Source organism: Burkholderia sp. L27(2015), assembly GCF_009765705.1.
Classification (GTDB): Bacteria; Pseudomonadota; Gammaproteobacteria; order Burkholderiales; family Burkholderiaceae; genus LMUX01.
In genome coordinates this window covers 484,658-498,227 of record NZ_LMUX01000016.1, presented here as the reverse complement: position 1 = coordinate 498,227, position 13,570 = coordinate 484,658, and the positions used below count along the sequence as shown (strand labels likewise).

12 protein-coding genes are annotated in these 13,570 nt (G+C 59.6%); 3 read left to right on the top strand and 9 right to left on the bottom strand.

Annotated features, from left to right (window positions below; translation table 11 throughout):
• Positions 1-118 precede the first annotated feature (118 nt).
• The 4 genes from GSQ77_RS10125 to GSQ77_RS10110 all read right to left on the bottom strand — a co-directional run bounded on the left by GSQ77_RS10125 (position 119) and on the right by GSQ77_RS10110 (position 3,510).
• Positions 119-1,213 carry a phosphoserine transaminase gene (locus GSQ77_RS10125; protein WP_158901611.1) on the bottom strand — a complete coding sequence of 365 codons (1,095 nt, stop codon included), beginning with the start codon at positions 1,211-1,213 and terminating at the stop codon, positions 119-121.
• Positions 1,214-1,254: 41 nt separating this feature from the next.
• A complete protein-coding gene (locus tag GSQ77_RS10120; RefSeq protein WP_158901609.1) occupies positions 1,255-2,529 on the bottom strand; it encodes a RimK family alpha-L-glutamate ligase in 1,275 nt (424 codons plus the stop codon).
• Positions 2,530-2,673: 144 nt separating this feature from the next.
• The gene (locus GSQ77_RS10115; RefSeq protein WP_158901607.1) at positions 2,674-2,928 is read right to left on the bottom strand and encodes a hypothetical protein; all 255 of its coding nucleotides are present in this window, start codon (positions 2,926-2,928) and stop codon (positions 2,674-2,676) included.
• Positions 2,929-3,186: 258 nt separating this feature from the next.
• A complete protein-coding gene (locus GSQ77_RS10110; protein WP_158901605.1) occupies positions 3,187-3,510 on the bottom strand; it encodes a hypothetical protein in 324 nt (107 codons plus the stop codon).
• Between the two features lie 170 nt (positions 3,511-3,680).
• On the opposite strand from GSQ77_RS10110, the gene GSQ77_RS10105 reads away from it, so the two are divergent.
• From GSQ77_RS10105 to GSQ77_RS10095, 3 genes are all read left to right on the top strand, one after another.
• Entirely contained in the window at positions 3,681-4,934 is a 1,254-nt protein-coding gene (locus tag GSQ77_RS10105; protein ID WP_158901603.1) for a glycosyltransferase family 9 protein, read from the top strand.
• Between the two features lie 490 nt (positions 4,935-5,424).
• Positions 5,425-5,574 carry a hypothetical protein gene (locus tag GSQ77_RS10100; RefSeq protein ID WP_158901601.1) on the top strand — a complete coding sequence of 50 codons (150 nt, stop codon included), beginning with the start codon at positions 5,425-5,427 and terminating at the stop codon, positions 5,572-5,574.
• A gap of 103 nt (positions 5,575-5,677) precedes the next feature.
• Positions 5,678-5,881: a hypothetical protein gene (locus GSQ77_RS10095; RefSeq protein WP_158901600.1), complete on the top strand. Its 204-nt coding sequence runs from the start codon at positions 5,678-5,680 to the stop codon at positions 5,879-5,881.
• Between the two features lie 773 nt (positions 5,882-6,654).
• Here the strand turns inward: GSQ77_RS10095 and GSQ77_RS10090 are convergent.
• The 5 genes from GSQ77_RS10090 to GSQ77_RS29775 form a co-directional block, all read right to left on the bottom strand.
• On the bottom strand, positions 6,655-7,026 hold the full coding sequence (locus GSQ77_RS10090) for a hypothetical protein (RefSeq protein ID WP_158901598.1): 372 nt from the start codon (positions 7,024-7,026) through the stop codon (positions 6,655-6,657).
• Between the two features lie 165 nt (positions 7,027-7,191).
• Complete coding sequence (locus tag GSQ77_RS10085; protein WP_158901596.1) at positions 7,192-10,893, bottom strand: hydantoinase B/oxoprolinase family protein; 3,702 nt, start codon at positions 10,891-10,893, stop codon at positions 7,192-7,194.
• An 83-nt stretch (positions 10,894-10,976) separates the two neighbouring features.
• Positions 10,977-12,128: a branched-chain amino acid ABC transporter substrate-binding protein gene (locus GSQ77_RS10080; protein WP_254067539.1), complete on the bottom strand. Its 1,152-nt coding sequence runs from the start codon at positions 12,126-12,128 to the stop codon at positions 10,977-10,979.
• A 187-nt stretch (positions 12,129-12,315) separates the two neighbouring features.
• Complete coding sequence (locus GSQ77_RS10075; RefSeq protein ID WP_158901594.1) at positions 12,316-12,933, bottom strand: SHOCT domain-containing protein; 618 nt, start codon at positions 12,931-12,933, stop codon at positions 12,316-12,318.
• Positions 12,934-13,323: 390 nt separating this feature from the next.
• Positions 13,324-13,452 (bottom strand): hypothetical protein, encoded by a 129-nt coding sequence (locus tag GSQ77_RS29775; protein WP_301951146.1) that lies wholly within the window; start codon positions 13,450-13,452, stop codon positions 13,324-13,326.
• Positions 13,453-13,570: the final 118 nt, after the last annotated feature.

Below are 13,570 nucleotides of genomic sequence, written 5' to 3'. Positions count from 1 at the left end.
ATTAGACGCGTACCGACCGTGAAAGACTGCGACAAAATGTAAGGGTTTATGTCGTAACGGCCGTCTCGTAATCAGCCGTCACAAGCCATCGTCGGGCAATCAAAAATGAGCGTTCAACTCAAGCGTGCTCGCGGGCAAACGCAGTCAGAAAGCGGGCTAACTCGACCACCGCGGGTTCGCTCACCGCGTTATACAAGGACGCGCGCAAACCGCCCAACGAGCGATGTCCCTCCAGCCCGGAAAACCCCGCCGCCGTGGCTGCTTGCAAACAAGCCCGGTTCAGATCGGGATCGCGGAACTTGAAAGCGACATTCATCTGCGAGCGCGCACGGCGTGTCGCATGCACGTCGATCACTTCGTGCAGCGCATCCAATGCGCCATAGAGGGTCGCCGCCTTGTTCGAATTAATCCGTTGCATCGCCTCCACGCCGCCGATCTCATTCATGATCCAGCGGCTGACCAGCGTGAGCACGTAAATCGAAAACACCGGCGGCGTGTTGTAGTTCGAACGGTGCTCGATATGCGTACGGTAATCGAGCATCGCCGGCAGGCCGGCCGGAATCCGTTTCAGCATGGCACGGTCGATCAATCCAACCGTTACGCCGGCGGGGCCGAGATTCTTTTGTGCATGAGCGTAGATCATCGCGTAGTCCCCCACGGCGACCGGGCGCGACAGGAAATCCGAAGACATATCCGCAATCACCGGAACGCCGATCGCCGCCGGACGATCCTTGAACTGCAGCCCTTCCACGGTTTCATTGGTGACGTAATGGAAGAACGGCGCTTGCTCCGAGCGCGGCAACTCGCCCAGCGCCGGCAGGTCGCGATAACCGTGGCTCTCGCCGTCCCACACGGTATGCGTGCGGGTCACCGTCGCGGCCTCCTGCACGGCTTTACGGCTCCAGTAACCGGACGTCACGAATTCCGCCGGCGCTTGCGAACCGGCCGCGAAATTCATCGGTATCATCGAGAATTGCAGGCTGCTGCCGCCTTGCAAGAACACCACGCTGTAGCGTTCGGGCACGTTCAGCAAGGTGCGCAGGTTCTGCTCCGCTTCCGCCAGAATCTCGCTGAACCATGCGGATCGGTGACTCATCCCCAGCACCGACAAGCCGGTCTGCGGCAATTCGATGATCGCTTGCTGGGTCTGCTCCAGCACCGATTGCGGTAGCGCGCCCGGACCGCCGGAAAAATTGAGTGTATTTGCGTGCATGTTTGCCTGCATGGTGCGTAGTTGTCTACCCGGAATCGCGCTTATCGAGCCGCGTGCGAAGTTGCCGAAGCTGGTAAAGCCGCGCCGCGAGCGGTGCGTTCGAGTAATCGATAAAACGCTGCGAACACAGTCTTCATATGCGGCGCCTTGTACGGAAACATGTCGACGCGATCCATCGCATGAATCACCATCGCGCTCGCCACTTCAAAAATCAGCAGTTGCCCATCCGGCGTCTCGGCGCAATCGAGGCCCCAGTAGTCGAGTCCGATACCGCCTTGTATCGCCGCTAGCGCGCCGGCGTGGCGCTTTGCAAAATCGTCTTCGAAGGTCGCCATCAACGCCGCCTCCTCGGCACGGCGCGACGCATGGGCAATCATTTCCTCATAGGGGTAATGCACCATCCAATGTTGGGAAATTCCCATGTGGCAAACGTGCGCTTGACCATCGATGAGCACCAGCCTGAATTTACGAAACAGGCCATCGGCGCTTGCATAGTCGATGAAGGGGGCGATAAAGAATTCGGCCTCACCGCGTTCCTGCAAGTAAGACAGCAACTCTCCGGCTTGCGCGATTCTGACCAAGCCGCTGCCGGCATGCGAGCCGACCGGCCTGACGATCAACGGGAACGCGCTGCCGGCCAGCAATTCGGCAGGCAGCAACGCGCCGGCGGCAAGCTGCTCGAGCGCGGTCCGACTGATGCGGGCGGTATCGGGCATGGTCACGCCCGGCGCGCCGCCGAGCGTCGCGCAGGCTATGTTGCGCGACAAACGCGCGATCCTGGCCGGCTGATTCAATACCGGGCGCGGCCATTGCGCGAGCACCTCGGCCAACTCGGTCAGCAAGATCCGATTCGCATCCGACTCACCCACGGCAATTAAGAGCACATCGTGATCGGGCAGCACTGCGGGCAACGGCATGCCGGGCTCGACGTAGAGCACGTCGATGGTCAAGTCGTAGTCGTCGAGCAGACACTCGAAAGGCGTGTTGCTCATCAAGTCACCGGCCCCCTTGAACACGAGCAGGCGCAGTGCATCCGCGTGTTGCGCTTGGGCAATCCGGTAAAGCCGCTGAGCCTTGAGCGCCTCGGCTTGCACCGCCAAGCCGGCTTCGCGCTGGAAATGCACTTGCAGCACATTCGACAATTCGAGCAGCGCGTACAGGTCGCCCTGTTGGCCCGATCGGTCGATCAGGCCCGCGCCGAACTCGGTCACGTCCCCACCGGTAAAGGCTTTGCGCAAGAGAGCGGACAGGCCGATAAACGGCGCGTCGCTGACGTGGGAGGTGAATTGGGTGTCGAGAACGGGCAAGCTGGGCATGAAGGCGAGATGGGCGTGCGAATTTTAGTATCGCAAGCGTATCTCAGAGTCGGCCCTATAAACGCGGAAACAGATGGCCAAAGCACCGCTATATCGACGGCTCAATCTGTTATCAGTGCCCCAAGCGAGCGGACCCTGCCGGGGTTATAGGCCCGGCGTGCCGCCGCTGAGGGAAAGATCGGACAAGGTGTGGCGCGTCATCTGGTAGATGAGGTCGAGCGTGATCAGCCGTGCTCGCGCCTCTTGCGCGTCGTGTTCCGACATGCCGCCGGCCGCACTGGCGCCCATGATAATGCCCAGGCACATCGCGTATAAACTCGCAAATTCGCCGGGCGCAACGCCGGGCGCGCGTGCGCAGGCTTCAGCCTGCGACAATACTCTTTTGACTTCTGGATCCATCTCGTTCCCCGCTGGCGTTCTGTGGCCGTGCCAATGACACGACCTCAACGGCCACTCAACCTTGCCTTGCGGCAAAAGCTTCCTCTGTTTAACCTTCCTGCCGATCTACCCGCTTGAGTTGGCCGTCGAGGCGTCCGCGGTCAAATTCGGCTACCTCAGTAAGTTACCAAGCTGAGTTAGATCGCTAGTTGGGTCGCTAAACTATTTAAACGTCTAATCAATACTATTCTTAAATCGTCCAGGCCGCAGGCATCAAAATCAATCGAGCGTATCTTCGCCGCCACTATCGGACATAGGCTCAACCGCGACGGCGCTTAGGGCAACCAAATTCGACGCACCCGGTGAAATCACCAAGCGGCGTGTGGCGGCCATCATCTCTTCGTCGGACACGTGATCGTTGGGCATCCTGCCGCCATACACCAGCAGGTCGCCGGCATCGAACGAGTCGAGCGGAATTTCGATGTATTCGCCGTTGGCCAGGCGAATCAGCAGGGTATCGGCGTCTATCGGTACGGCCCGGCCATCGATATCGACGGCAAACGCCTGGTGAACAAAATTGGGGCGATTCGGTACGGACGACATGAGTTGACTCCACAATGACAGGCCGCAATGATACTCCGATGCCCTGCCCGGTCGTGACAAAACCCCCGCCGCTGCGCCGCGCGCGGTTATGATGCTGCCACGACGATTCCTTGACTGCCCCAACATCGGCGACGTCGCCGACACTTGCCACTGAAACTCGCACTGAACCTATGGCCGCGCTTTTTCCCTCATCCCGCTCGCCCCGTACAATCCTCGTGATCTGCACTCGCCGCATTGGCGACGTGCTACTGGTCACGCCGTTTGTCCGTTCGCTGAAAAGCCGCTGGCCCGATGCGCAAATCGACATGCTGGTGTTCCAGGGCACCGGCGGCGTATTGGAAAACAATCCGGACGTGCGGCGGGTAATCCTGGTGGCGCAGCGCGCCCGCTTGCGCGAGCGCTTCGCCGACGCGCGCAGGATCTGGCGCAGTTACGATCTGGCATGCGCGGCGATGACTTCGGATCGCGCTGCGTTCTATTGCTGGTTCGCCGGACGCAAGCGCATCGGCATCGTCGAGCCAGCCGGTAAAAGCTGGTTCAAGCGGCTGATGTTCAATCGGCTCTCGGTCGACAATCCTGCCGGTTGGCACACCGTGCAAAGCGCGCTGTCGCTCGCGCCGCTGCTGGGCATCGCACCGTGCCCGGAAGTCGTCGCACCGGGCATGGGTTCCGAGGTGCAGGCCGTCGTCGGACTTGACCGGCGTCTGGCGGCAGCCGAGGGCAAACCGATTGCCGTCTTGCACCCCTACCCGATGTACACCTACAAAATGTGGCATGACGAGGGCTGGCTCGCGCTGATCGACTGGCTCCACGCACAGGGCTACGCGGTCGTTCTGACGGGCGGGCCGGCTGAAGCCGAAGTGGCTTATGCACAGCGTATTGAGGCAAATGCAGCGGCAAATACAGCGGCAGACGCGCGGACAAACGAGAATGCGAATGCGCAGGCACGTACCCAAACGCGCCCGCGAGGCGTCACGATCAATCTGGCAGGGCAGCTCTCGCTAGGCGAAACCGCGGAAACGATCCGCCGCGCGCAACTATTTGTCGGTCCCGATACCAGCGTTACCCACATCGCGGCGGCAACCGGCACACCGACGATCGCGCTGTTCGGCCCATCGAACCCGGTGCGCTGGGCTCCCTGGCCCAAAGGTTGGGCCGCGCCGACCAGCCCGTGGCCCCTCGTGGGCTCGGGTCGGCATGGCCACGTTTACCTGCTGCAGGGTACCGGCGCTTGCGTACCTTGCAAGCTGGAAGGATGCGAAGCGCATATCGGTAGTTGGAGCGATTGCCTGCTCATGCTCGATGCGAATCGAGTCATCGATGCGGCGGCCGAATTGCTCGGTATTGTGCGGCCAAGGCAGGTGCGCGAAGCGATTGTGAGTTTGATGCCGAACCGGCCGCAACGACGCGGCGCCACATCATAAAATCATGCCGTCGGCAACACCCGTGCCATGTCGCTTGATTTTGTCCGAATTTGCCGTTCGGCAAATTGGTCGCTCACTCTGAATTGCTAAGTAGTCCTTTTCCTCGGTCTCCCGTGGCTTTCCCGGATCACACCGCGTCACATTGCCTCTCGAGGTGCACTGCGCGCTGATTATCCTTCCGAATCGGCCGGAAATTCGCCCTCGTCCGCCAAGAATAGTTGCGCGTCGATGAAGCGCCACATCGACTGTGGTTGCATCCAACATAAGGCGCCAAAAGCCCTCGCGTTGTGCGCGCCACCGCACCGTCATTGAATCCACGTGAAGCGTAGGGTCGATGCATGAGTCCTACTTCGCGGGGCAGTCACCGAGCCAGATCGGGATGCCTTCGCAGGCTACATGCAGCCATCACGACCGCACCCCTGCAGCGATTCCGGCTCTAGATCGCGGCAATACCGTCGAGACGCCGCGCTCCCCACTGCGGAGGTGTCACATGAACGCAACGCAAATTCCCATCTCCGACACTGCGTTGATTGCCTTCGTAATCGCCGTTTTCGTGCTCTGCGTGCTGCTCTGCGGTTTTGTGCGTATCCGTAACGTGGGCGATTTGTGGCATGTCGAGCAGCGCGATATGGATGAGTAATGCAAGACGAGTGACGCGAGATGAACAACGCGAGACGGGTGATGTGCTGGGCCGGATCAGCATCGATAGGCGCGATGGAATGCAAACCTTTGGGGAGCTAGTGATGAACGAAACCGACACCATCGAGCAACTTCTGGCAGGCGTCGAAACTGCTGTACTCGCCGTACTCAAAGAACTTCCGCCCCGTAGCCCGCAGCACCTCAGGCTAAATTCGGCTCGCTGGCAGTTGCAGGAAGCATTGCTGCGCATCCAACAAATGCAACATCCTCCGCGGCCGGTCCGGCTACATCGCGTGGTCAGCGGATGACCCGGGATTGAGTCGAAGATGGAGCCTGGCCAAGCATTGAGCGGCGGACAATCGCGGCGCTCCGCCCCACTGTCAAGACTCGCTGCTTTCTCGGTGGTCGAACTATTGTGGCGGCGGGCTCGGCGGCGCAGGCAACGGCGGCAGCGGCGGGTTAGCTGCCTCGTCATCGGTGCTGCCCGGAGATGCCCCTCCCATGCGGGAGCGATGTCCACCTCGATGCTGCCCTTGCGCTTGTGCTGGGGCGCTCGCGGGCGTCGGCGGCGCCGGAGGGCGCGTCATGAACTGCCAGTTGCTGTCGATCGTGCTGTTGCCCGTATTGGGCAATAGCACGCTGCTCGTGACAGGGGAACTGGATTGGGCAAAGGTAGCCTTCGCGCCCAAAAACAACGGCAAGACGATTGCAATGCTTGCGACTAGTCTGCGCGCGAGTCCGCCGTTTCTTTGGATTGCTGGATATCTATGCACTGAATCGGTTTCCTCGAATATTCATGGAGGCTGGCATCGCGGATGTTGCTTACCTCGCTAGCCACTGGCCTGATGATCTCGAGGCAGTTTATCTTCTTGTGACGCATGCTTTGTCACGACTTCTTTACCGGGCGTTACATGATCGAAACTCGTGATTGAAACGCGCGGCCGAAACTCACGACCAGAATTTGTAACGATCGGTTATCTTCGTGTAATGAAAAGCCGCTGCACATGACATACCGTTTGGTTTGCACTCCCTCGTGTGCAAGGCAGCGATTTTCCCCGGCGTACTTCAGCCGGGGACTTTTTCATCGACCACCGTGACCGCCGCCACCGCCCGTGCCGCCACCTCCGTGCGCACCGCCGCCATTCCAGCCTGCATGACCGCCGCCTCCGGCCCGCGTGCCGTTCCAGCCGCCGCGACCACCCCATCCGCCGCGGCCGCCGTGACCGTCCCAGTTGTGGTGATAGTATCCGCCGCCGCCAAATCCGAAGCCGATTCCCACCGCCGGGGCGCCATAGTAGCCGTAGCCCGGCGCATATCCATAAGGGGCGTAGGTGTCGTTGTAAGGGCCATAACCGTATGCCGATGGCGCGTAGCCATATCCCCCAGCGGGGACGGCGACACAGCCGGCAAGAGCCGCGGCTAGAACTATCGCTGAGAAAGCCTTAAGCATCATTTCTCTCCAAAGAAGATTGGAGAGATCCGGTTCTCACTTCGTTCTAGTGGATTTGTATCGGCCGGTTACTAAGCAAATGGCTCACGCACGGCTGCACGTTAATTTTCATCTGTAGAACCGATCCGTCTCGATGGTGAGTAAATCGAACTCGATGAGTAAAATTGTTTACGAAGCGTAACCGTAGCCACCCCCGCCCGGGGTGATGATTTCAAACACATCCCCCGGTTCCATCTCGGCCTCGCCAATATGGTCGAGCTCCACGATGCTGCCATCGACGCGTATCACACGGTTAATGCCTAGCGCACCGGGCTGACCGCCGGCCATACCGAAAGCGCCATAGTGACGCCCATTTGAAAGGATGCCCGCGGTCATTTTCTCCAAAAACCGGATTTTCCGGATACCGCCGTTTCCTCCGCGCCAACGTCCATCGCCCCCCGAATCGGGCCTGATTTCATAGCTCTCGAGACGTACCGGGAAACGAAATTCAAGCACCTCGGGATCTGTCAGGCGAGAATTTGTCATGTGCGTTTGCACGACCGACGTCCCATCAAACCCCTCAGGTTGACCCGCCGCATTGGTCTCCATACCTGCACCGCTGCCGCCCGATATGGTTTCGTAATACTGGTACCTCGCGTTACCGAACGTGAAATTATTGACAGTACATTGACTCGCTGCCATGACACCCAGTGCCCCATACAAGGCATTCGTGATGCATGTCGATGTCTCGACATTGCCCGCCACCACGGAGGCCGGCGGATTTGGGTTAAGCATGGAGTTCGCCGGAATGATGACCTTCAGCGGTTTCAGGCAACCTGCGTTCAGCGGGATGTCATCTTTCACCAAAGTCCGGAACACGTAAAGCACCGCAGCCATGCAAACTGCCGTCGGGGCATTGAAGTTATTCGTCTGCTGCGCTGAGGTACCGGTGAAATCAATCTCCGCGCTGCGCGCCTGCGCATCCACACGAATTGCGACGCTGATCTGAGCACCGTTATCCAGCGGCAGTGCGAACGACCCGTTTTTCAATCGCGTGATGACACGTCGCACCGACTCCTCTGCATTGTCCTGCACGTGATTCATGTAGGCGTACACGACATCGAGGCCAAACTGCGCCACCATTTTGCGCAGTTCCTGAGCCCCTTTTTCGTTGGCGGCAATTTGCGCATTGAGGTCGGCCATATTCTGCTGGGGATTGCGGCTCGGATATTCTCCACTTTGCAGCAGCGCCACCATTTCTTGCTCTCGCAGGCGTCCTTGCTCGACTAGTTTGAAATTGTTGATCTGCACGCCCTCCTCTTCGATGCGGGTCGAGAACGGGGGCATGGAGCCCGGCGTCGTGCCGCCGATATCGGCATGATGGCCGCGCGAGCCGACGTAAAAGAGCGGCTTCCTGGATATCGCCGATCCCGCATTCCCCGTGCTGGCAGAAGGATCCCCAGCCGCCCCACCTTGCGGAAGGTCGAAGTACACGGGAGTGATGACCGTAATGTCGGGCAGATGCGTTCCGCCGTGATAGGGATCGTTGAGTGCGAAGACGTCTCCCGGCTGCATGGTGCGCCTGTTCGCATTGACCACGGTCTTTACGCTCTCGCCCATCGACCCAAGGTGGACAGGCATGTGGGGCGCATTGGCGATCAGGTTGCCATCGGCGTCAAATAGCGCACAGCTGAAGTCCAGGCGCTCCTTGATGTTCACCGAGTAAGCCGTGTTCTGGAGCTGCAAGCCCATCTGCTCCGCGATGTTCATAAAAAGATTATTGAAGACCTCCAAAAGCACCGGGTCCACGGTCGTGCCGGCCGCGAAGCGCATCTCGCGCGATTCGCGGCGCTCGAGCACAATGTGATCGAGCGTTGTTACCTCGGCCTCCCAGCCCGGTTCTACAACGGTTGTTGCGTTCTGCTCGGCAATGATCGCCGGCCCGGCAAGCACGTCGCCTGGACGCAGATCCTCGCGCACGACCAGTGCCGCATCGCGCCATGCGCCCGCCGCATACATACGCACCGTATCGCGGCGCGGTACCTCACGCCGCTCATGCGCCGCGAACCGTGGCTCGATGGGTGCGTCACCAGCGAGCACGGCCTCCACCGACACCGCCTCGACGATCAGCGGTTTGCCCGACATCAGGAACGAGAACCGTTGGCGATAGGCTGCTTCGAAACGCTGCGTGATTTCGCTCAAATCGCCGAACGCGACGATCAGCGCTGAGTCGCTGCCCTCGTAACGAACATGCACGCGGCGGTGCGTCTTGACGGGCCCTTCGCCGACCTGCTGACGAATCAATGCCGTGTGCGCTGCCTGCGCGATTGAATCGAGGGCCTCTTCAATCGCTGATAGCGATTCGTTCGAAAGCCGAAGTTCAACGGCTTGCTCGCGGATCACGTTCTGGTCCGCGAGACCCATGCCATAAGCCGAAAGAACGCCGGCCAAGGGGTGCACAAAGACACGGCTCATCCCCAATGCATCTGCCACCAGGCACGCGTGTTGGCCGCCGGCTCCGCCAAAACACTGCAAGGTGTAACGGGTCACGTCATAGCCACGCGCGACGGAAATCTTCTTGATGGCGTTAGCCATCTGCTGGACGGCGATGTCGATAAACCCTTCGGCGACCTGCTCGACGCTACGGCCGACCTTCGCCGCCAATTCTTTGAATTTCTGATCTGCCGCTTGATAGCTAAGCGCTTCGTCGGCCGCCGGACCGAAAACCTTGGGGAAATAATCGGGCTGAACCTTGCCCACAACGACATTCGCGTCCGTCACCGTGAGCGGACCGCCGCGACGATAGCTCGCGGGGCCCGGGTTGGCCCCGGCGCTCTGCGGCCCCACTCGGAAGCGCGCGCCATCGAACTCGAGAATAGAACCGCCGCCAGCCGCTACCGTATGAATGCTCAGCATCGGCGCACGCATGCGCACTCCGGCCACCTGCGTCTCAAACTCGCGTTCGAACTCGCCGGCGAAATGAGATACATCGGTCGATGTACCGCCCATGTCAAAGCCGATCACCTTGTCAAAATCTGCCAACGCCGCGGTGCGCGCCATGCCGACGATTCCGCCGGCGGGGCCCGACAGGATCGCATCCTTGCCCTGGAACGCATGCGCGTCGGCCAAGCCACCGGACGACTGCATGAAGAACAGCTTCACGCCGGGTAATTCGCTGGCAATCTGCTCGACGTATCGGCGCAGGATAGGCGACAGATAAGCGTCCACCACGGTCGTGTCGCCGCGGCTGACGAACTTCATCATCGGGCTGGTCTCGTGCGAAGTGCTGATCTGCGTAAATCCGCAGTCTTGCGCAATCCGCTTTGCCGCCAGCTCGTGTTCGCTGAAACGGTAGCCGTGCATGAAAACAATCGCGACACTGCGCAGGCCGCTAGCGTAAGCGGCCTCCATGGACGTGCGCAGCGCCTCTTCGTCGAGCGCCACAATCACTTCGCCGGCCGCGCTCACCCTCTCGTCAGCTTCGATCACCAAGGAATACAGCAGCTCCGGCAAAGTAATACGCCGATCGAATAGGCGTGGCCGGTTTTGATAGGCAATGCGCAGGGCGTCGCGAAAGCCCTTGGTGGTCACCAGCAAGGTAGGTTCGCCTTTGCGCTCCAGCAGCGCATTGGTGGCGACTGTGGTTCCCATTTTCACGCATTCGACCCGCTCTGCAGAAAACGGCTCGCCCGGTTTTAGACCCAGCACGTGACGAATGCCCGCGACTGCGGCGTCTTTATAATGTTCGGGATTTTCCGACAAAAGCTTGTGTGTCGAAATCGTGCCATCGGGCCGTTTCGCTACGATATCGGTGAAGGTGCCGCCGCGATCGATCCAGAACTGCCACTTGCGTCTGGGCGTTTCTTGCGGGTGCTGCAGGGTGGTATTCATGGCGTACGCGTATCAAATTCAAATGGAGCGAACCGGTGCAGCTTGCGCCGGGGAATGTTCCCCGGCGAGCCCAGCGTGGCGGTTTAGCCGCTGAACGTTTTCACGGGCACCCAGGTGCCTTTCTCAACCTTGAACAGCGTGGTTTTCGGATTCTTCAAATCGCCGAACTCGTTGAACTCAATCGTGCCGAATACGCCCTCAAAGGAAAGCTTGGGGATGGCGGGGGCGAACGCCTTCGGGTCGGTCGAGTTGGCCGCCTTCATGGCATTCACAAGTACCCAGATGTCGTTGTACGCAAAGGGAGCAAAGCCGATGGGATCGGCCCCGTACTTAGCATGGAAGTTTGTGCGAAACGTCTTGCCTTGCGGGAGTTCGTCCAGTATCGCCCCTTGCTCGAAAGCGTACATTCCTTCAGCGGCGTCGCCGGCGCGGGTGATGAAATTCTTGTTGGCAAACGTCGCCCCAGCCATGAGTGCCCCTTTGTAACCCAACTGACGGGCTTGCTTGACTATCAACGCGCCTTCCCCACCGAGGCACGAGACAAACACAAGATCCGCTTGCTCACCAACGATGTGAGTCAGGATCGCCTTGAAATCGGTGGCTTGGTCCGAGGTGAATTCGCGGGCTATGACCTGACCGCCCTGGGCTTTCACTGCGGCTTCGAACTCGTCAGCCAGACCCGCGCCGTACGCGGTGCGATCATCGATGATGGCGATCCGCTTGGCATGAAGGATCGTCGCTTGCTGCGCGGCCGCTGTGGCGACGGTGTTATCCGTGCCGTAGGGACGAAACAGCAGTTTGAAGCCTTGGTGGGTGATCTTTGGATTGGACGAAGCCGGAACAATCTGCACGACCCCGCCTCGGTCGTAGACCGCAGAGGCCGCCAACGTACTGCCGGAGTTGAAGTGCCCGACGACGGCAGCTACGTTCGAATCGACCAGCCGTTGGGCAGTTTGCACTGCCAACTTCGGATCGGCCCCGTCGTCCTGGGAATCGAGTGTGAGCTGCAACGGCTTGCCACCGATCATGATATTGGCGGCGTTGACCTCGTCGATTGCCAAATCCGCGCCCATCTCCAGATCCTTGCCATAGCTGGCGGATGGACCGGTGAGCGGGCCGGCGAAGCCAATCTTGACGGGACTGCTTTGCGCGAGCGCGGCATGCGTGACCGCTGCGAGACTTAACATCATCAAGGTTTTCAGCGCCATTCGCAAAGCAGAGTCGACTCTAGCCATGTTGAATTCCTTTTAAGGTTGCGTGAGATTGATCAGAAATCCGATGTTCGCAAAAGCTTTGATTCTAAGGGCGTTGGTCGATGGTCAAAAAAAACATTGTTGCTTGCATCCGAAGTTGAAACCGTATCTCGATGTTACGCAACCACCTGATTGGCGTTCGGGGCGAAGCGGATCCAACCCGACTGAATCACAATTCGCTGATCACCCGCGCCTTCACCGTTTCGTACTCGGAATCGCTGATAAGCCCCTTGTCGAGCATTTCTTTTGCTCGCTGCAGCCGCGAGGTCAGATCGTTAGGGTTGCTCGTGCCTGAGTTGGGCGCGTTGGTCCCACCAAAAGTGCCTTGGAAGCCGCCGGATTTTGCACGTAGTTCCTCGAGTTCACGCAGTCGGCGCTTTTCCCGCCACGACTGCTCTTGCGCCTGACAAACCCGATATACCGCTTGAGCCTCTTCTTTTCGCAGCCCGGTAAACGCTAGTGAGCGAACTCTGCCGCCGCCTGCCAAGTCGGGCTGGGTAAGCGCTGTTATGGTCAGATCGCTCCCAAAGATCCCGGCCTTGATATGCGCGGTCTTTATGTCCTGCCATCGAACGTCGACAGGCAAATATCCGCCGATTAATCCGCGATCTATTCCGATCAAGCGGCCGCTAGTTGCCGCTACCAACGAACGACGATGCGTTAGCGCAAATAGACGTCGCTGAACCGAGAAGCATTCCAGCGTCTCGCCAGGTACAAGCATGGATGACAGGTAGGCAAGCGCTTTTCTGATGCGTGGGTCGGTCGATGTTGTCTGGGCTTCGCTCATGAAGAAGATTCTCGCTGTGTTTTGATCGGGCTAAGGTTTTCCGCCCGTCAAATACTAAGGCATATCCGTCCCTAAGCCGAACAAGTCGATAGCCGCGAGTGGCATTCAGGCCCGTCAGGCTCATTGCCGGTCGCCCTTAAACACTGACGCACCAAGCGCTCCTCCGATATGAACGATTGCTGTGGGGAGCCGGCATAGTCATGAGCGCCGTCGTGCTGGCAGCACATGCGCATTGTCAGGATATGCATCATGGGTACCGACATTGCCTGCCGGCGAGCCCGTCTGATGCTTACGTTGGGTTGGACCTGTCGATGTGGTCCGAGCGTTGCGCAGCATGGGGCGCGGGGAACTATGGGCGCCCGTCGGCGCGCGATAGTTTTCAGGGCGTAGTTATGGACCCGCGCCGGCGCCGCCGCTGGGGGCGTTATAGCCAATCGCGGGGGTGTAACCATACTGAGGAGCGACGCCGCAACTCGTCAGTCCGGCTAATAGCACGAAGATAGCAAAAAATTTGATCATGATTCTTCTCCAAGTGGATTTTGGAGAGACCTGCCGGAGCCTTCGTTCGCCCATGGTGGGATCTGCAGAACAAAGGTCGCGTCGAGCGCAAGCCTATCGCTTCGCAGGCGCCCGGATC

What these genes read in the sequence shown, in the direction of transcription:
- GSQ77_RS10125 (WP_158901611.1), bottom strand. Translation starts at nt 1,213, where the DNA reads ATGCACGCAAATACACTCAATTTTTCCGGCGGTCCGGGCGCGCTACCG.
- GSQ77_RS10120 (WP_158901609.1), bottom strand. Translation starts at nt 2,529, where the DNA reads ATGCCCAGCTTGCCCGTTCTCGACACCCAATTCACCTCCCACGTCAGC.
- GSQ77_RS10115 (WP_158901607.1), bottom strand. Translation starts at nt 2,928, where the DNA reads ATGGATCCAGAAGTCAAAAGAGTATTGTCGCAGGCTGAAGCCTGCGCA.
- GSQ77_RS10110 (WP_158901605.1), bottom strand. Translation starts at nt 3,510, where the DNA reads ATGTCGTCCGTACCGAATCGCCCCAATTTTGTTCACCAGGCGTTTGCC.
- GSQ77_RS10105 (WP_158901603.1), top strand. Translation starts at nt 3,681, where the DNA reads ATGGCCGCGCTTTTTCCCTCATCCCGCTCGCCCCGTACAATCCTCGTG.
- GSQ77_RS10100 (WP_158901601.1), top strand. Translation starts at nt 5,425, where the DNA reads ATGAACGCAACGCAAATTCCCATCTCCGACACTGCGTTGATTGCCTTC.
- GSQ77_RS10095 (WP_158901600.1), top strand. Translation starts at nt 5,678, where the DNA reads ATGAACGAAACCGACACCATCGAGCAACTTCTGGCAGGCGTCGAAACT.
- GSQ77_RS10090 (WP_158901598.1), bottom strand. Translation starts at nt 7,026, where the DNA reads ATGATGCTTAAGGCTTTCTCAGCGATAGTTCTAGCCGCGGCTCTTGCC.
- GSQ77_RS10085 (WP_158901596.1), bottom strand. Translation starts at nt 10,893, where the DNA reads ATGAATACCACCCTGCAGCACCCGCAAGAAACGCCCAGACGCAAGTGG.
- GSQ77_RS10080 (WP_254067539.1), bottom strand. Translation starts at nt 12,128, where the DNA reads ATGGCTAGAGTCGACTCTGCTTTGCGAATGGCGCTGAAAACCTTGATG.
- GSQ77_RS10075 (WP_158901594.1), bottom strand. Translation starts at nt 12,933, where the DNA reads ATGAGCGAAGCCCAGACAACATCGACCGACCCACGCATCAGAAAAGCG.
- GSQ77_RS29775 (WP_301951146.1), bottom strand. Translation starts at nt 13,452, where the DNA reads ATGATCAAATTTTTTGCTATCTTCGTGCTATTAGCCGGACTGACGAGT.